The 23,401-nt window shown below is 63.8% G+C and carries 22 protein-coding genes; 13 read left to right on the top strand and 9 right to left on the bottom strand.

The window, feature by feature from the left end; genetic code table 11:
* The first annotated feature begins 146 nt into the window (after positions 1 to 146).
* From ACZIRK_RS07635 to ACZIRK_RS07610, 6 genes are all read left to right on the top strand, one after another.
* Positions 147 to 467 (top strand): helix-turn-helix domain-containing protein, encoded by a 321-nt coding sequence (locus ACZIRK_RS07635; protein ID WP_130227609.1) that lies wholly within the window; start codon positions 147 to 149, stop codon positions 465 to 467.
* A 235-nt stretch (positions 468 to 702) separates the two neighbouring features.
* Entirely contained in the window at positions 703 to 1,443 is a 741-nt protein-coding gene (locus ACZIRK_RS07630) for an outer membrane protein (protein ID WP_028164404.1), read from the top strand.
* Between the two features lie 257 nt (positions 1,444 to 1,700).
* Positions 1,701 to 3,845, top strand: coding sequence for a methyl-accepting chemotaxis protein (locus ACZIRK_RS07625; protein WP_463327122.1), 2,145 nt, complete (start codon positions 1,701 to 1,703; stop codon positions 3,843 to 3,845).
* A 205-nt stretch (positions 3,846 to 4,050) separates the two neighbouring features.
* Positions 4,051 to 5,112: an MBL fold metallo-hydrolase gene (locus ACZIRK_RS07620; RefSeq protein WP_130230471.1), complete on the top strand. Its 1,062-nt coding sequence runs from the start codon at positions 4,051 to 4,053 to the stop codon at positions 5,110 to 5,112.
* A gap of 260 nt (positions 5,113 to 5,372) precedes the next feature.
* Positions 5,373 to 6,602 carry a 5-aminolevulinate synthase gene (gene hemA / locus ACZIRK_RS07615; protein WP_130230469.1) on the top strand — a complete coding sequence of 410 codons (1,230 nt, stop codon included), beginning with the start codon at positions 5,373 to 5,375 and terminating at the stop codon, positions 6,600 to 6,602.
* Positions 6,603 to 6,718: 116 nt separating this feature from the next.
* On the top strand, positions 6,719 to 10,228 hold the full coding sequence (locus tag ACZIRK_RS07610) for a hybrid sensor histidine kinase/response regulator (protein WP_130230467.1): 3,510 nt from the start codon (positions 6,719 to 6,721) through the stop codon (positions 10,226 to 10,228).
* A gap of 12 nt (positions 10,229 to 10,240) precedes the next feature.
* On the opposite strand, the gene ACZIRK_RS07605 is transcribed toward ACZIRK_RS07610, so the two are convergent.
* Positions 10,241 to 10,969: a class I SAM-dependent methyltransferase gene (locus ACZIRK_RS07605; protein WP_463327121.1), complete on the bottom strand. Its 729-nt coding sequence runs from the start codon at positions 10,967 to 10,969 to the stop codon at positions 10,241 to 10,243.
* 130 nt (positions 10,970 to 11,099) lie between these two features.
* A complete protein-coding gene (locus tag ACZIRK_RS07600; RefSeq protein ID WP_028164398.1) occupies positions 11,100 to 11,774 on the bottom strand; it encodes a response regulator in 675 nt (224 codons plus the stop codon).
* 352 nt (positions 11,775 to 12,126) lie between these two features.
* Here ACZIRK_RS07600 and ACZIRK_RS07595 point away from each other — a divergent pair, with 352 nt between their 5' ends.
* On the top strand, positions 12,127 to 13,752 hold the full coding sequence (locus ACZIRK_RS07595) for an MFS transporter (protein ID WP_463327162.1): 1,626 nt from the start codon (positions 12,127 to 12,129) through the stop codon (positions 13,750 to 13,752).
* A 199-nt stretch (positions 13,753 to 13,951) separates the two neighbouring features.
* On the opposite strand, the gene ACZIRK_RS07590 is transcribed toward ACZIRK_RS07595, so the two are convergent.
* The 3 genes from ACZIRK_RS07590 to ACZIRK_RS07580 form a co-directional block, all read right to left on the bottom strand.
* Entirely contained in the window at positions 13,952 to 14,416 is a 465-nt protein-coding gene (locus ACZIRK_RS07590) for a secondary thiamine-phosphate synthase enzyme YjbQ (protein ID WP_130227302.1), read from the bottom strand.
* Between the two features lie 115 nt (positions 14,417 to 14,531).
* Complete coding sequence (locus ACZIRK_RS07585; protein WP_130227301.1) at positions 14,532 to 15,056, bottom strand: hypothetical protein; 525 nt, start codon at positions 15,054 to 15,056, stop codon at positions 14,532 to 14,534.
* 29 nt (positions 15,057 to 15,085) lie between these two features.
* Entirely contained in the window at positions 15,086 to 15,709 is a 624-nt protein-coding gene (locus tag ACZIRK_RS07580) for a 2-hydroxychromene-2-carboxylate isomerase (protein WP_130227300.1), read from the bottom strand.
* Between the two features lie 272 nt (positions 15,710 to 15,981).
* Between ACZIRK_RS07580 and ACZIRK_RS07575 the strand changes: the two genes are divergently transcribed.
* The 5 genes from ACZIRK_RS07575 to ACZIRK_RS07555 all read left to right on the top strand — a co-directional run bounded on the left by ACZIRK_RS07575 (position 15,982) and on the right by ACZIRK_RS07555 (position 18,569).
* Entirely contained in the window at positions 15,982 to 16,353 is a 372-nt protein-coding gene (locus ACZIRK_RS07575; protein WP_130227306.1) for an AtpZ/AtpI family protein, read from the top strand.
* A 71-nt stretch (positions 16,354 to 16,424) separates the two neighbouring features.
* Entirely contained in the window at positions 16,425 to 17,174 is a 750-nt protein-coding gene (locus tag ACZIRK_RS07570) for a F0F1 ATP synthase subunit A (RefSeq protein ID WP_130227299.1), read from the top strand.
* Positions 17,175 to 17,226: 52 nt separating this feature from the next.
* Positions 17,227 to 17,457 carry a F0F1 ATP synthase subunit C gene (locus ACZIRK_RS07565; RefSeq protein ID WP_027537362.1) on the top strand — a complete coding sequence of 77 codons (231 nt, stop codon included), beginning with the start codon at positions 17,227 to 17,229 and terminating at the stop codon, positions 17,455 to 17,457.
* A 57-nt stretch (positions 17,458 to 17,514) separates the two neighbouring features.
* On the top strand, positions 17,515 to 18,084 hold the full coding sequence (locus ACZIRK_RS07560) for a F0F1 ATP synthase subunit B family protein (RefSeq protein ID WP_130227298.1): 570 nt from the start codon (positions 17,515 to 17,517) through the stop codon (positions 18,082 to 18,084).
* Positions 18,084 to 18,569: a F0F1 ATP synthase subunit B family protein gene (locus ACZIRK_RS07555; protein ID WP_130227297.1), complete on the top strand. Its 486-nt coding sequence runs from the start codon at positions 18,084 to 18,086 to the stop codon at positions 18,567 to 18,569. Before ACZIRK_RS07560 ends, ACZIRK_RS07555 begins: the two co-directional genes overlap by 1 nt.
* A gap of 217 nt (positions 18,570 to 18,786) precedes the next feature.
* Here the strand turns inward: ACZIRK_RS07555 and ACZIRK_RS07550 are convergent, their stop codons facing one another.
* The 4 genes from ACZIRK_RS07550 to thrC all read right to left on the bottom strand — a co-directional run bounded on the left by ACZIRK_RS07550 (position 18,787) and on the right by thrC (position 22,984).
* Entirely contained in the window at positions 18,787 to 19,437 is a 651-nt protein-coding gene (locus ACZIRK_RS07550) for a hypothetical protein (protein ID WP_463327120.1), read from the bottom strand.
* Between the two features lie 102 nt (positions 19,438 to 19,539).
* A complete protein-coding gene (locus ACZIRK_RS07545) occupies positions 19,540 to 20,127 on the bottom strand; it encodes a GNAT family N-acetyltransferase (protein ID WP_028167927.1) in 588 nt (195 codons plus the stop codon).
* A 152-nt stretch (positions 20,128 to 20,279) separates the two neighbouring features.
* Positions 20,280 to 21,569, bottom strand: coding sequence for a M16 family metallopeptidase (locus tag ACZIRK_RS07540; RefSeq protein ID WP_130227294.1), 1,290 nt, complete (start codon positions 21,567 to 21,569; stop codon positions 20,280 to 20,282).
* Positions 21,566 to 22,984: a threonine synthase gene (gene thrC, locus ACZIRK_RS07535; protein ID WP_165435315.1), complete on the bottom strand. Its 1,419-nt coding sequence runs from the start codon at positions 22,982 to 22,984 to the stop codon at positions 21,566 to 21,568. The genes ACZIRK_RS07540 and thrC overlap by 4 nt, the downstream gene beginning before the upstream one ends.
* 263 nt (positions 22,985 to 23,247) lie before the next feature.
* Here thrC and ACZIRK_RS07530 point away from each other — a divergent pair.
* Positions 23,248 to 23,401 (top strand): transposase (locus ACZIRK_RS07530; RefSeq protein ID WP_463327161.1); only part of this gene is annotated, 154 nt, incomplete at its 3' end.

Here is a 23,401-nt window from a genome sequence, read left to right as displayed (position 1 = left end):
GTTCACAAACCATCCGAATGCAGCGCCACTAAAGCGTGATGAACCGTCATTCCGCTCTATCTTTTGTGTGAGCATGATATTCCCGCAGACGCTTCGAAAGCTGGCGCCCACTTTTCCGGATCTGTTCCGGTCCCAATGAGGTATCGATGACCGGCCCAGAGCTGAAAAAGCTTCGCGAGCATCTGGGCGAGGCCATTGGCCGGCCACTCACGGTGGCCGAGATGGCGAAGCTGTGCGGACTGAAAGGGCCCGAGGGCGCCAACACCGTCCGCCGCTGGGAGGTGACGGGACCGAGCGCGCAAGTCGCCGATCTCCTGCGCGTGCTGGCGATGGCCAGCGAGCACTATCCGATCCTCGAGAAGTTCAACGTGTTCGACCGCCATGACGTCCCGGAGAAGGAACGGCCGGCGCGCAAAGCTCAGTTCCGCGAACAGATGCGCGAGGACATCAGGCGCAGGCTTGGTTAAGCAAGTCTTGCCTCGTTAGGAAAGATTTCCGCAAAGGCTGCGCGCGAGGTGCAGGTTAAGCCTTCCTTCACCCTTCCTTAAGCTGCCGTTAAGCACAAAAAACAATTACCGGCCAATATGTTGGATTATCGACCGCGATCGCCCCCCGCTGACATCATTTTATTCAAATGCGGTCTTTATTCGCGCCAGGGGGCGCTGCGCGCAGCGTCTCATTTTGAATCTCCGAGGACTAGAAATGAAGAAGATCCTGCTCGCAACCGTTGCCCTCACGGCGTTCGCCGCAGCCGCGCCGGCATTCGGCGCCGACCTCGGCGCCCGCCCCTATTACAGCAAAGCCCCGGCGCCGGTTTACGCCGCGCCGATTTACAACTGGACCGGCTTCTATGTCGGCGGCCATATCGGCGGCGCCTTCACCAGCAGCGACACCTTTAACGGCTTCGCGCTCAGCGACCACAAAACCCGCTTCCTCGGCGGCGTCCAGGTGGGCGGCGACTGGCAATTCCATCCGAACTTCCTGGTCGGCGTCGAAGGTCAGTATTCCTGGCTCGGAGGCGATCAGGTCAGCGCGGCGTTCCCCGGCGGCTTCGTCTACAATAACGACCAGCGCGGGATCGGCTCGATCACCGGCCGCGTCGGCTGGACCTGGGGCCCGGGCCTGGTCTACGCGAAGGGCGGCTATGCCTATTCCGACAACAACGAGACGCTGAGGTTCGGCGGCATCCCGGTCGGATTCGCGCTGAGCGACAGGCACCGCAACGGCTTTACCGTCGGCGGCGGCATCGAATACATGTTCGCGCCAAACTGGTCGGCCAAGGCCGAGTATCAATTCTACGATTTCGGCGACAGCCGCTTCGTTGCGCCGGCCCCGCTGGTGCCGTTCGGCAGCTTCCACAATGACGAGCACACCGTGAAGGCCGGCATCAACTACCGCTTCAATTTCGGCAATTTCGGCGGGCCGGTGGCAACCGGTTACTGACCGCGATCCAAGAATCTGAACAAGAGACAAAGGCCGGCATCTCGCCGGCCTTTTTTGATTCTCGAGAGGTTGTAGGTACTGGCGTCCGGCAAGCACCGCGCGATCAATTCCGGCGTGCGGTAGAAAGCTACTTCAACGCCGCCATGCGCGCAAAAATTGCACCGCCGCGCATTCTGGTTCCCGATTTTGTTAACCCGCCATCGCGATACTGCCGCGCGAGGATTCAAGCTCAAGGACAGTGACTGCGGGGCAGGCAAATGGCGTTACGATTCCGCTTCGGTAAAATGAAACTTAAGGGCATCCGGCGCCCGCGATGGGGCGTCAGGGGCAGCCTGTTTGCGGCATTCGCCGTCATCGCCGCCATGGCGATCGTGATCAGCGCGGGCGCCGCCATGGTGTTCGAACAGCTCGGCAAGACCATGGGCGACCTTTCCGGCCGCGACATCCCGCGGCTCGCTGCGAGCCTGCAATTGTCGGCACAAAGCGCGAGCCTCGCAAGCCAGGGTCCAGCGCTGCTCGCCGCGCGCACCGAGGAGGCGCTGAACGAGCGCTCTGCCAAGATGAAGGAAACGCAGACGCAGGCGCTGCAGAAGCTCGACGAGATCATCAAGCTCGGTGCCGACAAGGCGATCGGGAAGGCGTTGACCGAGACGGTCAAGAACATCGACGACGTGATCGAGAGCCTCGGCTCGGCTGCGCGCGAGCGGCTCGAGACGGCGGCGTTGCACGACAAGCTGTATGAAACGCTGCGCAAGGCGCAGGCCGAGTTCGTCGCGGCCTCGGCGCCGGCGATGATGGACGCGCAGAGCCAGCTCCATGCCATCCTCGGCGCGGCCGAGCCGTCGTCCGACGACGCGAGCAGCGCCGCACGCGTCGTAGAGCAGCTCGGCGATGTGATCGCCAGCGGCAACCTGTTGGCCTCCAACATGGCCGCAGCGCTGTCGGCGACCAACAGCGACACGCTGGAAGCGATCGAGAAGGATTTCAAGCGGGTGCTCTCGCAGACGATTTCCAATCTGGAGATGCTGCCTAAGAATTCGAGCACAAAGACGCTGGCCGACGCCGCCACAAAGCTGCAGACGCTCGGCCAGGGCAAGACCGGCGTGTTCAAGGTCCGCCAGAAGGAATTGGACGCCACCGATTTCGGCGAGACCATCCTGGAGGAGACCCGCAAGCTCAATATCGGCCTCGGCATCAGCGTGCAGCAGCTCGTCGACGGCGTGCGGAAGGCGACCGATGCGTCCACCAGCCAGGCGCAACGAGAGATTTCGTTTGCGACCATGGTGATGCTCGCGCTCGGCATCGGCACCCTGATCGGCTCGATCCTGTTCGTCTGGCTCTATGTCGGCCGCAGCATTCTCAAGCGGCTCAAGGGCCTGCAGGACTCGATGCAGCGACTGTCGGCCGGCGATCTCGACACCGAGATCCCTCAGAGCCGCCAAGACGACGAGATCGCCGCGATGGGCAACGCGCTGAAGGTGTTCCGCGAAAGCATGATCGAAGGCCGCGCGCTCTCGGCCGAGCAGGACAAGGACCGCATCGCCAAGGCGGAGCGTGCTTCGCGCATGGAAGCCCATATCGTCGAATTCGAGTCCACCGTCCGCAGCGCGCTCGACAGCCTGCAGAACGCGGCCAATTCGATGCAGTCCACGGCGCAGAGCATGTCGGCGACCGCCGACCAGTCCAGCGCGCTGGCAAACACGGTCGCTTCCGCAGCGGAGGAAACCTCAGTCAACGTGCAGACGGTATCCGCGGGCACCGAGGAGCTCTCTTCCTCGATCGCCGAGATCGGGCGGCAGGTCGTGACCTCGGCCGAGATCGCGCGCAAAGCGGTGGACGAAGCCGGCCAGACCGACGTCACCATGCAGGGTCTCGCCGAGAAAGCCGGCCGCATCAGCGTGGTGGTCGACCTGATCCAGACCATCGCTTCGCAGACCAACCTGCTCGCGCTCAACGCCACCATCGAGGCGGCACGCGCCGGCGAAGCCGGCCGCGGCTTTGCCGTGGTCGCCTCCGAGGTGAAGAGCCTTGCCAACCAGACCGCGAAAGCGACCGACGAGATCCGCCAGCAGATCGTCAGCATGCAGGAAGTGACGACGACGGCGGTTTCCGCGATCCGCAATATCAGCACGACGATCGGCGAGATCAATGACGTCACCACCGCGATCGCCGCCGCGGTCGAGGAACAGGGCGCGGCGACGCGCGAGATCGCCCGCAACATCCAGCACGCAGCCGGCGGCACCAGCGAAGTCTCGAGCAATATCGTCGGCGTCAGCAGCGCTTCGGCGGAAGCCGGCACGGCCGCCGGCGACGTGCTGAGCGCTTCCAGCGAACTGCGCCGGGAGGCCGAGGTGCTGCGCGCCGAAATCGACGCGTTCCTGTCGAGTATCCGCGCGGCGTAGAAACACCGTCATTCCGGGGCGCCTCGAAGAGGCGAACCCGGAATCCATCGGGCGAGAAATCCTGCTGGAGAAATGGATTCCGGGTTCGATGCTTGCGCATCGCCCCGGAATGACGTTCCCACGGCCAATCCATGCCCATTATCCGAACCGGCATCTGCTTTTTTGAGCTAGCGCCGGGCGGCCGGTACCGCTAAGCCGATAGACGATGCATTCGAAAACAGACAGCGTGCAGTCCTCGGCTGAGGCACTGCGATACCCCCTCGAAAATCACCCCGGCCCGGACCAGGTCGTGGAAGTGATGCCGGGCGTGCTCTGGGCGCGGCTGAAACTGCCGTTCCGCCTCAACCACGTGAACATCTATCTGCTCGCCGATGGCGACGGCTGGACCATGATCGATTCCGGCTTCGGCAACGAGGAATCGATCGCAGCCTGGACCACGCTGTTCGAAGGCCCACTTAAGGGCATGACCATCACGCGCCTGATCGTGACCCATTCGCATCCCGATCATGTCGGGCTCGCCGGATGGATCATCGAGCGGTTCGGCTGCCCGCTATACATGTCACAGGTCGAATACCTGCAGTCGGTCTATCATCAGAACCGCGGCACCGCCGAGCGATTGACCGCGCAACGTCTGTTCTTCCGCCGTCACGGCATGGACGAGGATCTGACCGACAAGCTGCTCGGCCGCGGCCAGGATTATCTGAAGCGGGTCTCGGTGCTGCCGGCGTCCTATCGCCGGCTGACCCATGGCGACGAGGTCGTGATCGGCACGCGGCGCTTCAAGGTCATCACCGGCGGTGGACATGCGCTCGACCAGGTGATGCTGTATTGCGCCGCCGACAAGCTGTTCCTCTCCGCCGACCAGGTGTTGAGCAAGATCTCGCCCAATGTCAGTGTCTGGGCCGTCGAGCCGGAACAGAATTCGCTCGGCGAATATCTGGCCTCGCTGGCGAGCCTGACCACCACGCTGCCCTACGACGCGCTGGTGCTGCCCGGCCATGGCGTGCCGTTCTACGGCCTGAAGACACGGATCAAGCAGCTCGCCGATCATCACGAGGAGCGCTGCGGGCTGATCGCCGAGGCCTGCCGGGAGACCGCCAAGACCTCCAAGGAGCTGGTGCCGGTCGTATTCCACAAGCACGTGCTGGACGCGCACCAGATGGGATTCGCCGCCGGCGAACTGATCGCCCACGTCAACTACATGCTGGTCGAGGGCCGGCTGACGGCCGAGGCAATCGACGGCGTGCTGCGTTTCCGCACCACCTGACGCTATACACTCCGGTTCGGCTGATCCGGACAATTACGGGCATCGTGCGATCGCGCAACGAGGCGGCCCGAGGAGCTATCGGCGCGGATTCCGGCGACAGGTCTAGGTCGTTGATCCACATCAATATTTGCCGCGCTTCCATGGACAATCTGTCCAATGTCTGGCGCATGCCCCAACGTGGGATAGCGGATAGACATTAGAGATTGAAAAGCTCTAAGAAGAGTTGGCCGCCCCGGCCGGGTCCTGCTCCAGGTTTGCCGATGGATTACAGCCAGTTTTTCAGCGCCGCCCTCAACCGCCTCCATGACGAGCGGCGCTACCGCGTATTTGCCGACCTCGAGCGGATTGCGGGCCGCTTCCCGCACGCGATCTGGCACTCGCCGAAGGGCCAGCGCAATGTCGTGATCTGGTGCTCCAACGACTATCTCGGCATGGGCCAGCATCCCAAGGTCGTCGGCGCCATGGTCGAGACCGCGACCCGCGTCGGCACCGGCGCCGGCGGCACCCGCAATATCGCCGGCACCCATCATCCTCTGGTGCAGCTCGAAGCCGAACTCGCCGACCTCCACGGCAAGGAAGCATCGCTCCTCTTCACCTCCGGCTATGTCTCGAACCAGACCGGCATCGCGACGATCGCAAAGCTGATCCCGAACTGCCTGATCCTGTCGGACGCGCTGAACCACAATTCGATGATCGAAGGCATCCGCCAGGGCGGCTGCGAGCGGAAAGTTTTCCGCCACAGCGACCTCGCGCATCTGGAGGAGCTGTTGCGCGAGGCCGGTCCCGATCGGCCGAAGCTGATCGCCTGCGAGAGCCTTTACTCGATGGACGGCGACGTGGCGCCACTCGAGCAGATCTGCGACCTCGCCGAGCGCTATGGCGCCATGACCTATGTCGATGAGGTCCATGCGGTCGGCATGTACGGGCCGCGTGGCGGCGGCATCGCCGAGCGCGACGGCGTCATGCACCGTATCGATGTGCTCGAAGGCACGCTGGCGAAGGCGTTCGGCTGCCTCGGCGGCTATATCGCCGCCAAAGCCGAGATCATCGATGCCGTGCGTTCCTATGCGCCCGGTTTCATCTTCACGACCGCGCTGCCGCCGGCGATCTGCTCGGCCGCGACCGCTGCTATCCGCCACCTCAAGACCTCGACCTGGGAACGCGAGCGCCACCAGGAACGCGCCGCCCGCCTCAAGGCGATCCTGAACGCGGCCGGCCTGCCCGTGATGTCGAGCGACACCCATATCGTGCCGCTTTTCGTCGGCGACCCCGAAAAGTGCAAGCGCGCGACCGACATCCTGCTCGAGGAGCACGGCATCTATATCCAGCCGATCAACTACCCGACCGTCCCCAAGGGCACCGAGCGGCTGCGGATCACCCCGTCGCCCTACCACGACGACGGCCTGATGGACGGCCTCGCCGAGGCGCTGCTGCAGGTCTGGGAGCGGCTTGGGCTGCCGCTCCGCAAGCGGTCGATGGCGGCAGAATAACCCTAACGACGCGACATCCGGGATCGGAACGGCGACGCACGGTGCGCCATCCGCCTGATCCCGCTATACTCTCCCGTCACGGCCCACTCTGAGGCCGGGAAGGGAGATCAGCAGCGATGCTGCACGACTGGGGCGTCATCGCCGCCGCGTTCGGCTATATCGGGTTCCTGTTCTTTGTCGCCAGCCGCGGCGATCGTTCGCTGCCGACGAAGCGCGGTCGCGCGGGCATGGTGATCTACCCGCTGTCGCTCGCGATCTACTGCACCTCCTGGACCTTCTTCGGCTCGGTCGGATTTGCGACCCGCACCAGCGTCGACTTCCTGGCGATCTATGTCGGGCCGGTCCTCATGATCGGCTTGTGTACGCCGCTGCTCCGCCGCGTGATCGGGCTTGCCAAGTCGCAGAACATCACGTCGATCGCCGACTTCATCGCCGCGCGCTACGGCAAGAGCCAGGCGGTGGCCGCCACCGTGGCTTTGATCGCGATCATCGGCTCGGTGCCCTATATCGCGCTCCAGCTCAAGGCGATCGCCTCCTCGCTGGAAACGATCCTGAGCGAGGACAGGGCGTTTTCCTCGGTCCCCATCCTCGGCGACATCGCGCTGGTGGTGATGCTCGCGATGGCCGTATTCGCGGTGCTGTTCGGCACCCGGCAGGCTGATGCCACCGAACATCAGCACGGCCTGATGCTGGCGGTCGCGACCGAATCCATCGTCAAGCTGGTGGCGTTCCTCGCCGCGGGCATCTTCGTCACCTTCTGGATGTTCTCACCGACCGAACTGATCGAGCGCGCGATGAAGACGCCGGAAGCGGTGCGGGCGATCGAATATGTGCCGTCGGTCGGCAATTTCCTGACCATGACGCTGTTGTCGTTCTGCGCGATCATGCTTTTACCGCGCCAGTTCCATGTCAGCGTGGTCGAGAATTCAGGCCAGGAGGAGGTCGGGCGCGCGCGCTGGCTGTTCCCGCTTTATCTCGTCGCGATCAACCTGTTCGTGATCCCGATCGCGATCGCGGGGCTCGTGACCTTCCCGTTCGGCGCCGTCGACAGCGACATGTATGTGCTGGCGCTGCCGATGGAGGCCAACGCATCGCTGCTCAGCGTCGCCGTCTTCATCGGCGGGCTGTCGGCGGGCACCGCGATGGTGATCGTGGAATGCGTGGCGCTGTCGATCATGGTCTCCAACGACATCGTGCTGCCGATGGTGCTGCAGCGAAGCCGCGAAGCGCTCGCCGGGCAGAAGGATTTCAGCGACTTCCTGCTGAGCGTGCGCCGCTTTGCGATCTTCGGCATCATGGTGATGGCCTATTTCTATTATCGCGCGCTCGGCAACACTCAGCTCGCCGCGATCGGACTGTTGTCGTTCGCGGCGATCACCCAGCTTGCGCCCGCCTTCTTCGGTGGGCTGTTGTGGCGGCGGGCGACCGCGCGCGGTGCTATGGCCGGCATGGTGGTCGGCTTTGCCGTGTGGATCTACACGCTGTTCCTGCCGAGCTTCCTGGAGAGCAGCACCACGGGGCTGATGCTGCTGCAGCACGGCCCCTTCGGCATCGAGGCGCTGCGGCCACAGGCGCTGCTCGGCACCGACCTGCCGCCGCTGCTGCATGGTGTGCTGTGGAGCCTGTCGCTGAACATCTTCACCTACCTCGTGTTCTCGCTGGCGCGCGAGCCGACCTCGATCGAACGGCTGCAGGCCGACCTGTTCGTGCCCCACACCTTCACGCCGATCGCACCGAGTTTCCGGCGCTGGCGCAGCACGGTGACGGTGCAGGACATCCAGAGCACGGTGGCGCAATATCTCGGGCCCGAGCGCGCCGGCCACGCGTTCGAGGCGTTTGCGGCCGAGCGTGGCGGCGCGCTCAACGCATCGGCGCCCGCCGGCCTCGAATTGCTGCAGCATGCCGAGCGCCTGATCGCATCCTCGATCGGCGCCGCCTCCTCGCGGCTCGTGATGTCGCTGCTGCTCCGCAAGCGCACGGTTTCGGCGAAGGCTGCGCTCAAGCTGCTCGACGATTCCCATGCGGCGCTGCATTTCAACCGCGAGATCCTGCAAACCGCGCTCAACCATGTGCGCCAGGGCATCGCGGTGTTCGACGCCAATCTGCAACTGATCTGCTCGAACCGGCAATTCGCCGAGATCCTGGCACTGCCGGCGCATCTGGTTCAACTCGGCATCCCCTTGTCGGAAATCCTCGAGTTCATGGGCGCGGTCAATCCGTCAGGCTCGGGCGACGCGCAGATCATGCTGGAGAAGCGGCTCGCCGCCTACACCACCGAGGGCGAGCCTTACCTGGAGCGGCTGCCCGACCGCCACATGGTGATCGAGGTCCGCACCAACCGGATGCCCGGTGCCGGCTTCGTCATCACCTTCTCCGACGTGACGCCGAGCTTCGAGGCGGCCGAGGCGCTGGAGCGCGCCAATGCGACGCTGGAAAAGCGCGTGCGCGACCGCACCGAGGAACTCACCCGCCTCAATTCCGAGTTGGCGCTGGCCAAGAGCGCCGCCGAAGATGCCAATATTTCCAAGACGCGATTTCTCGCCGCCGCCAGTCACGACATCCTGCAGCCCTTGAACGCGGCGCGGCTGTACGTCACGAGCATGGTGGAGCGCCAGCAGGGCGGCGAGGATTCCCGCCTGGTCGAGAACATCGACGACTCCCTGGAAGCGATCGAGGAGATTCTCGGCGCGCTGCTCGACATTTCGCGGCTCGATGCCGGCGCCATGACGCCATCGATCAGCCGCTTCAAGATCGGCGATCTCATGCGCTCGCTGGAAATCGAGTTTGCGCCGATCGCGCGCGCCAAGGGGCTGGAGCTGGCCTTCGTGCCGTCTTCGCTGGCAGTCGAGTCCGACCGTTCGCTGCTCAGGCGGCTATTGCAGAACTTCATCTCCAATGCGATCAAATATACGCCGCGCGGCCGCGTGCTGGTGGGTTGCCGCCGTCGCGGACAGTCGCTCAAGATCTGCGTCTACGACACCGGCGTCGGCATTCCCGTGCTCAAGCGCCGCGAGATCTTCAAGGAGTTCCATCGTCTCGAACAGGGCGCGCGGATCGCGCGCGGCCTGGGATTGGGGCTGTCGATCGTCGAGCGGCTGGCGCGCGTGCTCAACCACGGCATCGCGCTCGATGGCAATGCCGGTGGCGGCTCGATGTTCTCCGTGACCGTGCCGATCGCGAAGGTGATCAATCATACAGGGCCCGTGACCAGCGCAACGCCGCTCGCCAAGACCCCGATCAGAGGCGCACTGATTGTCTGCATCGAGAACGACCTGGCGATCCTCGATGGCATGAGGACGCTCTTGACGGCCTGGGGCGCCGAGGTGATCGCGGTCGCCGATCCCGAAAGCGCGATCGGCGCGATCGAGGCCGCGGGCGGGCGCGTCACCGGCCTCCTGGTCGACTATCATCTCGACCGCGGCAACGGCGTCGCCGCGATCCGCGACATCCGCCGCCGCTTCGGCGAGGGCCTCCCCGCGATCCTCATCACCGCCGACCGCAGCCCCAATGTCCGCGCCGCCGCACGCGAGGAGAACATCGCGGTGCTCAACAAGCCGGTGAAGCCGGCGTCATTGCGGGCGCTGCTGGGGCAATGGCGCACGCAGCAGATGGTGGCGGCGGAGTAGATCTCAGCGGGCCTACCGCTGGGCTGCGACGATCAACATCATCGGCCGCTCCAGCTCCTCGGCAAGATCGCGCATTGCGGCAATCTGATCGGGTGTCGGAGCAAATTCCTCGACGTGCCGGATCTCAAATCCGACGCCGATCAGCATATTCAGTGTCGTTCCGATCCTGCGATGATACTTGATCACGCCATCCGCAAACCAGTTCGTCTTGCGTGGCCCCTCAAGCGCGTATGCATCGACTGGCCACGTCTTGCGCCCCTCCTGATCAGTGCGCCAGCCCGGCTTTCTCGAAGCCATATAGATTGGATGCTCTATGGTGAAGACGAAACGCCCGCCCGGCCGCAGCGCGTGATAGACGCTGCGCACGAGCCTCTCGAAATCCTCGATGTAGTGTAGGGCCAGCGAGCTATAGGCGAGGTCGACCGAGGACGGCGGAAACTCGACCCGTTCGAGATCGGCGATCCTGTACTCAATGCCGGCATCGTGGGTATTCAGCCTCGCGCGACCGATCATGTTCTCGGAGAGATCGAGCCCAAGCACATGTGCAGCTCCCTGCGCACGGGCCCATCTCGCAAACCAGCCGAAGCCACAGCCGAGATCGAGGACGCTCTTGCCGGCCAGATCGGGGAGTTGCGCGCGGACCGCCGGCCATTCTGGCGCGCCGTCAAGCCCGCGGACGGACCGCGGCAAAGTGGTGTAACCGGCAAAAAAGACACGATCGTCGTAGATGTTTTGGGCCAACAGGCTCTCCATCGATGCCGCCGGGCAGACGCGTAGGGTGGTCAAAGCGAAGCGTGCCCACCATCAAGGATCCCGCCCGTGGTGGTGGGCACGCTTCGCTTTGACCACCCTACAATTCAGCGGTGGCTGATCACACCTGCGGCGTGCCCTGGCGCCATTGGCCACCGGCGATCTTGGCGGCGGCGATCACCGCCTGGGTGCGGCTTTCGACGCCGAGCTTTTGCAGGATTGCTGATACATGCGCCTTGATGGTGGCTTCGGAGACGCCGAGCTCGTAGGCGATCTGCTTGTTGAGCAAACCCTCCGACAGCATCATCAGGACGCGCACCTGCTGCGGCGTCAGCGTCACCAGCCGGTCGCGCAGCCGCGCCATCTCGGGATCGCCGGCCGACGAGAGGTCCGTGTCGGCGGGAACCCAGACGTCGCCGTCCATCACCTTCATGATGGCATCGCGCAGCGTATCGACGCCGAAGCGCTTCGGGATGAAACCGGACGCGCCGAAGTCGAGCGAGCGGCGGATCGTGGTGGCATCATCGCTGGCTGATACGATCACCACCGGAATCGCCGGATATTGCGCGCGCAGATAGATCAGGCCCGAGAAGCCGCTGATCCCCGGCATGGTCAGGTCGAGCAGAATGAGGTCGACGTCGGCGTCCTTCTCGAGCAAGGCGGTGAGCTCGTCGAACGAACCTGCTTCGGTAATGGCAGCCGAACTGACGACGCTCGCGACTGCCTGCCGCAGCGCATCGCGGAACAGCGGATGGTCATCGGCGATGACGAGATGGGTCTGGACAGCAGCAGTCATCGGTATCTCTTGAGCGGGTCGCCGCCCCCTTTTTTATCCTTGTCCTCCGACCGAAGGCTGCGTGCAAGCCGTAATTCTACCGTCTGTCGAAGCAGTTAATGCGCGCGCTTGTGCGTCGCAACACGCGGGCCGAAGTCCGGATCGGGGACCGCACGGCCGGCGTGCTCCTCGCGGCACGAAAGGTCGTGAAGAGAGCCGAAAGTCGTATTGGGGCGGCTTTTGCCGCGATGTTACCCTCTTTCCAAGCCCGTAGCTCATCCGGCCGAACGCGGCAGGCGAGTTTAGCAGCAATAATTTGGGGGGAATGATCCAGATGTCCACAATGACTGCAAGTTCGGCGCGCCGCGCCGGGATGACGAAGGATGAACGCTTCGTCATCCTTGCCTCCTCGCTCGGTACCGTCTTCGAGTGGTACGACTTCTACCTGTACGGATCGCTGGCCAGCATCATCGGCGCGCAGTTCTTCTCGGCCTATCCGCCGGCGACTCGCGACATTTTCGCCCTGCTTGCCTTCGCCGCCGGCTTCCTGGTGCGTCCGTTCGGCGCCATCGTGTTCGGCCGCGTCGGCGACATCGTCGGCCGCAAATACACGTTCCTCGTGACCATCCTGATCATGGGTCTGTCGACGTTCATTGTCGGCCTGCTGCCCAACGCGGCCACCATCGGCTTTGCCGCGCCGGTCATCCTGATCGCGCTGCGCCTGCTGCAGGGCTTGGCTCTCGGCGGTGAATATGGCGGTGCGGCAACTTATGTCGCCGAGCACTCCCCGCAAGGCAAGCGCGGCTACTACACCTCCTTCATCCAGACCACGGCCACGCTCGGCCTGTTCCTGTCACTGCTGGTGATCTTGTTCACCCGGACAATGACCGGCGAACAGGCCTTTGCGGAATGGGGCTGGCGCATTCCGTTCCTGGTGTCGGTGCTGCTGCTCGGCATCTCCGTCTGGATCCGGCTGCGATTGAACGAATCGCCGGTGTTCCAGCGCATGAAGGACGAGGGCAAGAGCTCCAAGGCGCCGCTGACCGAGGCCTTCGCCAACTGGGCCAACGCCAAGATCGTGCTGCTTGCGCTGATCGGCGGCACCATGGGCCAGGGCGTGGTCTGGTACACGGGCCAGTTCTACGCGCTGTTCTTCCTGCAATCGATCCTGAAGGTCGACGGCTACACCGCCAACCTCCTGATCGCCTGGTCGCTCCTGCTCGGCACCGGTTTCTTCATCGTGTTCGGCGCCCTGTCCGACAAGATCGGCCGCAAACCGATCATCCTCGCCGGCTGCGCGATCGCGACGCTGACTTTCATCCCGATCTTCAAGATGATCACCACCAACGCCAACCCGGCGCTGGAGAAGGCCATCGAATCCACCAAGGTCGAAGTGGTGGCCGATCCCGCAGGCTGCGGCGATCTGTTCAACCCGGTCGGCACCCGCGTGTTCACTGCGCCTTGCGACACCGCGCGTGCCTACCTCGCCCAGTCGTCGGTGAAGTACGCGACGACATCAGGCCCGGCCGGCTCGGGCGTGAAGGTCGTCGTCAACGGCAAGGAAGTTCCTTACGCTGACGCCAAGACATCCAATGCTGCGGTGCTGGCGGCGATCCAGGCAGCGGGCTATCCGAAGACGGGTGACGCCGGCATCGTGAAGATGTCGAACCCGTTCGACATCTTCCGTCCGCAGGTCGCGGCCGTGATCGGGCTGTTGTTCATCCTGGTGATCTTCGTCACCATGGTCTACGGCCCGATCGCCGCGATGCTGGTCGAACTGTTCCCGACCCGCATCCGCTACACCTCGATGTCGCTGCCCTATCACATCGGCAACGGCTGGTTCGGTGGCTTGCTGCCGGCAACCGCGTTCGCGATCGTGGCCTCCACTGGCGACATCTATGCCGGCCTCTGGTACCCGATCATCTTCGCAGCGATCACCGCGGTGGTCGGTTTCCTGTTCCTGCCGGAGACCAAGGACGTCGACATCAGCAAGACCTGAGACGAAGCGCGCTTGAAGCGCTTGCTCGATCGGCCGCGGAGCGATCCGCGGCCGATTTTGTTTGAGCATCTCCGAGTTCGTAGCCCGGGTGGAGCGCAGCGCAACCCGGGACACTTGTATCGACATTGACCAGCGGTCCCGGGTTACGCTGGCGCTCCACCCGGGCTACGGATCTTCCCGTGTGGAGAGACGATCTGCATCATCTTGTGCTGCCGATGAACTGCAGCACGACCTCGCGCCGGTGAGGCCTCGTGCGATGCTCGATCAGGTAGATCGCCTGCCAAGTGCCGAGCGCAAGTTCGCCATCCAATACCGGAACCTGGAGCGAGGTCGACGTCAGCATGGTCTTGATATGCGCCGGCATGTCGTCGGGGCCTTCGGTGTCATGGCGCCATCCGCCATCCTCCGGCGCCAGGCGGCGCAGCGCGGTGAGGAGATCCTCGAGCACGGTCGGATCGGCATTCTCCTGGATGGTGAGCGACGCCGAGGTGTGGCGGATGAACAGCGTCACTTGCCCCTCGGCGCCGCGCGCCTCGCGCAGGAATTTTGCGACTTCCGAGGTGAGGTTGGTGAAGCCGACGCCCGGCGTATGAACGGTCAGTAGCGCTGACACGATGGTGGTGACACTGACGGTTGATGGAGCGCTGCGCGAGAGTGAGGTCATGAACGAAGCCGTCGTAGGAGTAGGTAGGATGGGTAGAGCGCAGCGAAACCCATCAACCTTGGTCATTGTGGAGCGATGATGGGTTTCGCTGCGCTCTACCCATCCTACGAAGGAATCAAATCTTCCCCGACGTGTCGCGCTGCACGCGGTTGGCCATCTCGACCAGACGGCGCCAGGCGCGCTCGAGGAAGGACATCACGCGATCCATATCCTGATCGCTCGGCAACGGGATTTCGATCCTGCGTCCGCCCTCGGCGACCTTCGGCTCGCCCTGCTTCAACGAGTCCGATTTAGGCAGCGCCTCGTCGGTCTTGCCGGTGGTGGCCTGATCCCGCTGCGCGAGCTCGGCCCTGAGCGTCTCGTTCTCGGCCTGCAGCCGGCCGATTTCTGCGTCCATCGCGGCGCGCTCGTCAGGCACGGCATAACAGGCCCAGCCTGTCCCCGAATTATTGTTGCAGGTTGAGACCGTGCCGGTCCGCGTGTCGAGCCGCAGCACGCCATCGGCGGTGGTCGACAGCGCGTAACGGCCGTTCTCGGTATCCGGCCGGGATTGGGCAAAGGCTGTGCCGCTCAGGCTCAAGCTCAACGCCACACCGGCCAGGACCGTGGAAACTTTCGAGGATGACGTGGCGTTTCGCATCGGCTTCCTCCCGCAAGATGAGCGTGCCCCTACACCTCCGACGTATAGGGCGGCCTGCCCGACTTCAATGCATCGGCGAGCAAATCCAGCCGGTCCTGCCCCCAAAACACCTCGCCATCCAGCACATAGGCAGGCGAGCCGAATACGTCGGCCGTTATCGCATCCTGACGGTTCTGCTCATAGGCCGCGCTGATTGCCTCCGAGGCGGAACGTTCCACCAGCTTGCTGCCGGGCAGGCCCGCTTCGTCGGCAAGGCGCACCACCGTCGCGGGATCGGCGAGATCGAGCTGATCCTCCCAGACCGCGACAAAACCGCGCTTCAGAAAAGGATCGGGATCGAAGCCGGCCTCGATTGCAGCGATGACGGCACCATCGGCAAGGCGGGCATTGAACGGCCAGTGCGCGGGCTTCAGATGAAACTGCAATCCGCGCCGGTCGCGCCAGCGCTGCAATTCCACCATCCGATAACGTTGCCGCACCGGATGACGCTTCAGCAGCGGCAAGCCGCCGGTCTCCGAGAACAAGTCGACCAGCACCACCGGCTTGTAGTTCACCTTGAGACCAAAGCCAGTGACGAGATCGCGGAACGGCCGGTCGCCGATATAGGCCCAGGGAGATTGAAACGAGAAGTAGTAGTCGACCTGGCGCGACATGGCGGCTCCGAGCGGGATTGGTGCGACGATGCGCCCATCCCAACAGAGCGTCCCGGCCGGTGCAAGACCGCCGCTGCCTGAATGTCAGCTGTTGCGTTGCGATGACAGGTCGCAGACATCTGGAATATCTTCAAAGAAGTGCAATCGAATCAATGCGCTAACTAGTTGTTACGCAATCTTGACTTGATTGGACACGGTAAGTATGGTCCGCGCGGCTTTTGAGGGTGGCGGCGCAATTTCCATCAACCGCAGTATCGTTTAGTGTCTGCCGCATGGCGGAAAACAAAAACGACAACGCAAGTGGAAATCGCGACCAGTCGTCGTCCGACGAAGCTGCGCTTTCCGCAAGGCTCGGAAGTCTGGATCATCGGTTGTCCGAAATTCGCGACAGCCGCAAAATCAGGACTGATCAATCCGGAACAGAAAGCGGAGACGGTGCCGCCAAAGCTTCCGCGATGGCGCTCGGTTTCCGGCTTTCCTCGGAATTGGTCGCGGGCGTTGTCGTCGGGGCGGTGATTGGCTGGGGATTCGACCGTCTGCTGTCGACATCGCCGTTCGGTCTCATCGTGTTCCTGCTGCTCGGCTTCACGGCCGGCGTGGTCAACGTGGTGAGGTCTGCTGGCGTGGCCTCAGGCAAGCGCTGAGTTCTGGCGGAAGTCACGACATCTGTAATTCGATTGCCGGCGGATAAGCCGGGGGACCAAGAGCCGCGCGGATGAAAATCGATCCGATCCACCAGTTCAATATCGAGCCCCTCTTCACGATCGGCCATATCGGCGATCACACGATCGCCTTCACCAATTCGACGCTCTACATGTTCGTGGCGGTGGCGTTGATCTCGGTGCTGATGCTGGCAAGCGGCCGGCAGCTGGTTCCGGGGCGCCTGCAGTCGGTCGCCGAAATCTCTTACGAGTTCGTCGCCAGCACCATCCGCAGCACCGCCGGCGCGGAAGGCATGAAGTTCTTCCCGCTGATCTTCTCGCTGTTCATGTTCATCTGCGTCTCGAACCTCGTGGGCATCATCCCCTACACGTTCACGATTTCGAGCCACCTGATCGTCACCGCAGCGCTCGCGCTGCTGGTATTCTTCACCGTCCTGATCTACGGCGTCTACAAGAACGGGCTGAAGTTCTTCAAGATTTTCGTGCCGTCCGGCGTGCCGATCTACATCCTGCCGCTGGTCATGTTCATCGAGATCCTGTCGTTCTTCCTGCGGCCGGTCTCGCACAGCGTGCGTCTGTTCGCCAACATGCTGGCCGGCCATATCGCGCTGAAGGTGTTCGCGGGTTTCGTCGCGATGCTCGGCGTCTCGCTCGGCGCCGTCGGTTGGCTCGGCGGCGTGATGCCGCTCGCCCTCACGGTCGCATTGACCGCCCTCGAATTGCTGGTCGCTTTCCTGCAAGCCTATGTGTTTGCGATCCTGACCTGCATCTACCTCAACGACGCCATTCATCCGGGACACTGAGCGGTCCGGGGAATTTCCACCCACATCTGTCTTTCTCTCCAAGGAGCAAACTATGGAACCGGCAGCAGCTAAACTTATCGGCGCGGGCATCGCGTGCATCGGCATGGGCGGTGCGGGCGTCGGCGTGGGCGTCATCTTCGGCAACTATCTTGCCGCCGCGGTGCGCAATCCGTCCGCCGCCCAGGGCCAGTTCGGCAACCTGATCTTCGGCTTCGCCGTGACCGAAGCGCTCGGCATCTTCTCGCTGCTGATCGCGCTGCTCTTGCTGTTCGTTCCGCTCTGAGCGGTACACTCTTGCGCCGCCTGCGGGCGGCGTCCGTGACAGCTACAGGAGAACTCCATGGCTGAGAGTCATGGCGAAAAATCAGGCCAGAAGGCCGGCGCCCACACCGAAGCCGATGGCGGCCACGGCGGAGGTTTCCCTCCGTTCGATTCGTCCACCTTCGCCTCGCAACTGGTGTCGCTGGCGATCGCCTTTGTCGCGCTCTACATTATCGTGTCGCGTTTCGCGCTGCCGCGTGTCGGCGGCGTGATCGAAGCGCGCCAGAACATGATCGAGGGCGATTTGGCGGACGCGCAGAAGCTCAAGGATGAGTCCGCCGCTGCGCTGAAGGCCTATGAGAACGACCTGGCGGCCGCGCGCTCCCGCGCTCAGGCCATCAGCAACGAGACCCGCGAGAAGCTGAACGCGGCCTCCGAAGCCGAACGCAAGGTGCTGGAGGACAAGCTTACGGCCAAGCTCCACGACGCCGAGAAAACCATCGCGGCGACACGGGCGACGGCGATGAGCAATGTCCGCGGCATTGCGGCGGATGCGGCGACCGCGATCGTGCAGCGGCTGACCGGCGCGGCGCCGGATGGCGCTGCGGTGAACAGCGCCGTCGACGCCTCGCTGAAGGGACAAGCCTGATGTTGACCGAGCCGGAAACCTGGGTTGCGATCGCCTTCGTCATCCTGATGGTGGTGTTTGCCTATCTTGGCATCCATCGCACGGTGCTGAAGGCGCTGGACAACCGCAGCGAACGCATCAAGGCCGAACTCGATGACGCTCGCCGTCTGAAGGAAGAGGCCGCAAAGCTGCTCGCCGAATACAAGGCCAAGCGCACGACTGCCGAGCGCGAGGCGGAGGAAATCGTCGCGAGCGCCAAGGCGGACGCCGAACGCATCGCGGCTGAAACCAAGACGAAGATGGAAGATTTTGTCGCGCGGCGGACCAAGACCGCCGAGAACAAGATCGCGCTCGCCGAAGCCCAGGCTCTGGCGGATGTCCGTGCTGCTGCGGCGGATGCCGCGGTGACAGCGGCGTCCACCATCCTGTCGCAGTCGGTCAAGGGCTCCATTGCCGACGACCTCCTCGCCAAGGGGATCGCCGAGGTTCGTTCCAAGCTGAACTGAGCGGCTTCAACGCCAATCAAAAAGCCGGCGCGAGATGATCGCGCCGGCTTTTTTTGTTGTCTTGCTCGTTTGTTGTGCCGCTCTCTGGTCATCGCCCGCGAAGGCGGGCGATCCAGTACTCCGCGGCGTCTCGACCAAGCTACGAGCGCTGTCGTGTACTGGATACCCCGCCTTCGCGGGGTATACGGGCTCCGCGTGCTGGCCGCGCAACCTTCCGCTACTTCTTCCGCGCTGCCTTGGGCTTTGGCTCGGGCTTCAGGGCCTGCGGGTCGAAGCCGATGTAGAAGATGTAGTTCTCGGCAACGTCGGCTGACGGCGCCGGAAAGGTCAGATCCTCAGCCACCAGCGTAAAGGGCTCGCTGCCGCTTTCGCCCATCGTCACTGTGGTCTGATAGGCCTTGGTCGCGATCGTCTTTTCCGAGACGCCGCCCTGCACGACGGCGACGCGCAGCGGCACCTGAACGGTCGGCGGGGCGCCGGCAGGACCGCCGATGATCCGGCCCTGGATGCCGATCCGCGCCGTGATGTCGCCGCCATTGAGCGCGCATTCGCGGGCGGTGCGGGTGATCGTCGCCTGGAACCTGAGGTCGCTGCCGACCGGTTCCTTGCCGGGCGCCCCCACCGCGTAAGTCGAGGCACCGGAACGGATCGCCACCGGCGGACAGAGGACGTCCGATTCGTTGCTCTGGCTCCCGGCGGGCGCTGGCGGCTTCTCAGCCGGCTGCTCCTCGGACTTGCCGCCGCCGAACAGGCTCTTGAAGCGATCGGTCAATGACTGTGCCGCCGCCGGCGCGGCCAGGGTGCCGCAACCAAGCGCAGTCGCCACCACAGAGGCGATCGCGGCCCTGATCACACGATGTCTTGCCATGAGAATCCCTGCCATCCCATTTCCCGCGGCGTTATAGCAGCGCAATGGCGGCGAACCCAAGGCGCTAACAAAGGCGCGACCGAGGCGCCAGGAACCCGAGGGCTAGCCCCGGAAATCCTCGTGCAACAGGCCAAACAGCAGGTGATCCTGCCAGATGCCGTTGATACAGAGATAGCGCCGCGCTAGGCCCTCGCGGGTGAAGCCGCATTTCTCCAGCACGCGGATCGAGGGCGCGTTGGAGGGGATGCAGGCGGCCTCGATGCGGTGCAGATTGAGCTCGCCGAACAGCGAAGGCAACAGCACCCGCAGCGCCGTGGTCATGTAGCCGCGATGCGCATAGGGCTCGCCGACCCAATAGCCGATGGTGCCGGCCTGCACGATGCCGCGGCGGACATTGGCGAGCGTGATGCCGCCGACCATCACGCCGTCCACTTCGCGGAAGATGATGAAGGGATAGGAGCGGTCGGCGGCGATATCCTCGGCGTAGCGGCGCAGGCGGCGGCGGAAGCCGGAACGGGTCAAATCATCGGACGGCCAGATCGGCTCCCAAGGCGTGAGATAGGCGCGGCTCGATTCGCGTAGCTGCGCCCATTGCGGAAAGTCAGCCATTTGCGGCGCGCGTAGCAGCAGGCCATGACCCCGCGGCATCAGTGCAGCCGGTCCGCTGGACGGCAAACGAAACAGGGCCATGCCCTTGAACTCCCCTGCCCGCTAGCGGGCTGCCGGTCTATCTTTTAGGGCATGATCTTTTCGGAAAACCGGTCTCCACTTTTCCTGATCATGCCCTTCCGTTTGGGCATGATCTCTTCGGAAAACCGGAGACCACTTTTCCGGATCATGCCCTAGTGCAGGAGCGTCTTCGCCTTCGACTGGGTTAATCCTTCCGCAAAAGACACCGCGGTGTCCAGACCTCTACCGCTGCCGAGCGCCACCACCGCCGGCCGGCTGCGCGCGAGCAGCGCACGGGCGGCATTGCGGGTCGATTCGACACTCACCGAATCGATCCGGCTGACCAGTTCGTCCACCGTCAGCGGCCTGCCATAGGCTAGCACATGGCGTGCCAGTTGCTCGGCGCGGGAGGAACAGCTCTCCAGCGCCATCAGCAGCCCCGCCTTCATCTGCGCCTTGGCGCGCGCGATCTCGGCCTCGGTCAGAGTCTCCACGGCCTCGTTCATCACGTCCACGATCACCTCCATCATTTCCGGCGCATCCGACGGGTCGGTGCCGGTGTAGAGGCCGAAGAAGCCGGTGTCGCTATAGGGGGCATGGAAGGTGTAGATCGAGTAGCACAGTCCTCGCTTCTCCCGCACCTCCTGGAACAGCCGCGACGACATCCCGCCGCCGAGCGTGTTGGTGAACACCTGCAGCGAGAACAGCGACAGGTCGGTCTGCGGCACGCCTTCCAGCGCCAGCGTCAGATGCGCCTGTTCGAGGTCGCGGTGCACGACGCGGGAACCGCCCTTGCCGAACATCGCCGCCTGCGGCTTCGGCGCGGGCGCCGCGTCGAAATTTGCGAACTTCTGCGTTGCCTCTTCGACGATCCGCTTGTGGTCCACCGCGCCGGCAGCGGAGATCACCATATCGGGCCCGCGGTAATGCGTTGCGAGGTAGCTGCGCAGCATGTCGCGGTCGAACCCCTTCAGCGTCTTGGCGGTGCCGAGCAGGGAGCGGCCCATCGGCTGGTCGGGGTAGCAGAGCTCGTTCAGGTGCTCGAACACGACGTCGTCGGGCGTATCCTGCGCCGCACCGATCTCCTGCACGATGACGCTCTTCTCGCGCTCGAGCTCATCCGGCACGAAAGAGGGATTGGCGAGGATGTCGGCGAGCACGTCGAGCGCCAGCGGCACGTCCGCCTTCATCACGCGCGCGTAATAGGCCGTCGTCTCGGTCGAGGTGCCGGCGTTGAGATCGCCGCCCACGGCCTCGATCTCCTCGACAATCTCGCGGGAGGAGCGGCGCGTCGTGCCCTTGAATGCCATGTGTTCGAGCAGGTGGGAGATCCCGTGCTCGTTCGGCTTCTCGTCGCGTCCGCCGACGCCGGCCCACACGCCGAGCGCGGCCGTCTCCAGATGCGGCATGGTGTCGGTGACCACGGTCAATCCGGACGGCAGCTTGGTGATCTCAACGCTCATCCGGTTACTCCCTGCTTGGCGGCGCGGCTCACCGACAATACGAACTTTTCGACTTCCGCCTGATCGCTTTTCATCACCTTGAGGTGTTCGGGTTTGGTCATCAATCCGTCGAGCCAGGCCGGCAATTGCGGTCGCACCCCGCAGGCGGCCTCGACCGCATCGGGGAACTTGGCCGCATGCGCGGTCGACAGCACGATATTTGGAATCCTCGAATCGGCGCTATCGCGGTCGGCAACCGCCAGCGCCACCGCGGTGTGGGGATCGACCAGATCCCCGGCCTCGCGCCAGGCGGCACGGATCGCGGCCGCTGTCTCGGTCTCATCCGCCTTGCCTGCGTCGAACTCCTCGCGGATCGCAGCTAACATCGCAGCCGGCAACACGAAGCGGCCGGACTGCTTCAGCGAATCCATCAGCCGCCGCACACTGTCAGCGTCGCGCCGGCTTGCCTCGAACAACAGCCGCTCGAAATTCGAGGACACCTGGATGTCCATCGACGGCGAGGTCGTGGCGTGAACCTCGCGGACCTCGTAGATGCCCGTCTTCAGCGTGCGCGGCAGGATGTCGTTGACGTTGGCCGCGATCCGCAAGGATCGGATCGGCAAGCCCATGCGCTTGGCGACGTAGCCCGCAAAGATGTCGCCGAAATTCCCGGTCGGCACCGTGAAGTCCACCGTCCGCTCCGGCGCGCCGAGCGCGACCGCCGAGGTGAAATAGTAGACCACCTGCGCCACGACCCGTGCCCAGTTGATCGAGTTCACGCCTGACAGCGACACCGCATCGCGGAAGTCGTGATGGTTGAACAGCCCCTTCACGATCGCCTGGCAATCGTCGAAGGTGCCTTCAATCGCCAGCGCATGGATGTTGGCGGCGCCGGTCGTCGTCATCATCCGCCGCTGCACCTCGGAGATGCGCCCTTGCGGGAACAACACGACAAGGTCGACATTTTCGAGATTGGCAAAGGCCTCGACCGCGGCGCCGCCGGTGTCGCCTGATGTCGCGACCACGATCGTGGTGCGCTGTGAACGTTTCGCCAGCACGTGATCCATCAGCCGCGAGATCAACTGCATCGCGACGTCCTTGAACGCCAGCGTCGGGCCGTGGAACAGCTCCAGCAGGAATTGATTCGGGCCGATCTGGTCGAGCGGCACGACGGCGGGATGGCGGAACGTCGCGTAGGCTTCGTTCGCCATGCGACCGAGATCGGGATCGGAAATCTCGCCGCCCGCGAACGGCCTGATGACGTCGACCGCGACTTCCCAATAGGGCCGTCCGAAGAAGCCGGCGATGGTTTCGCGCGACAGGACCGGCCAGCTTTCGGGCACGTACAGGCCACCGTCGCGGGCAAGCCCGGTCAGCATCACATCACAGAAACCAAGAACCGGGGCCTCTCCCCGGGTCGAAACATACCGCGTCAAACCGCCCTCCAAAGGCTCAAGCCTTTACCTTAAGCCCTTGATATCATGGAATTTATCGAGTTCTCGCTGCGCGGACCCGAAGCGCCACCATAAAGGGTTTTCGTGCCAAGGGGAAACCGCTTCTTGTGCGGCGCTGCCGCAAAGCAGGGCAGGCTAGACGGAGGTGCGCCGTCAAGCGCGCTGGGATGCGCTAGGCTGTGTGGACTCTTGGGATTCTCAAATCAGACGGAACGTGATTCAAGGCTTTCTTTTAGGAGGAAGCCTTGGGGGTTCTGGATCGGCTCGTTCTAAACGACACGCAATGGGACCGTATCTCCGGCTTGATCATCGGTCGGCCGGACCAGCGTGGTTCGACAGGCCGCGACAACCGGATGTTTGTCGAGGGCGTGTTATGGATCGTGCGAACCGGTTCGCCGT

This window comes from Bradyrhizobium sp. Leo114 (assembly GCF_055229415.2).
This window is presented reverse-complemented; position numbering and strand designations above follow the sequence as displayed.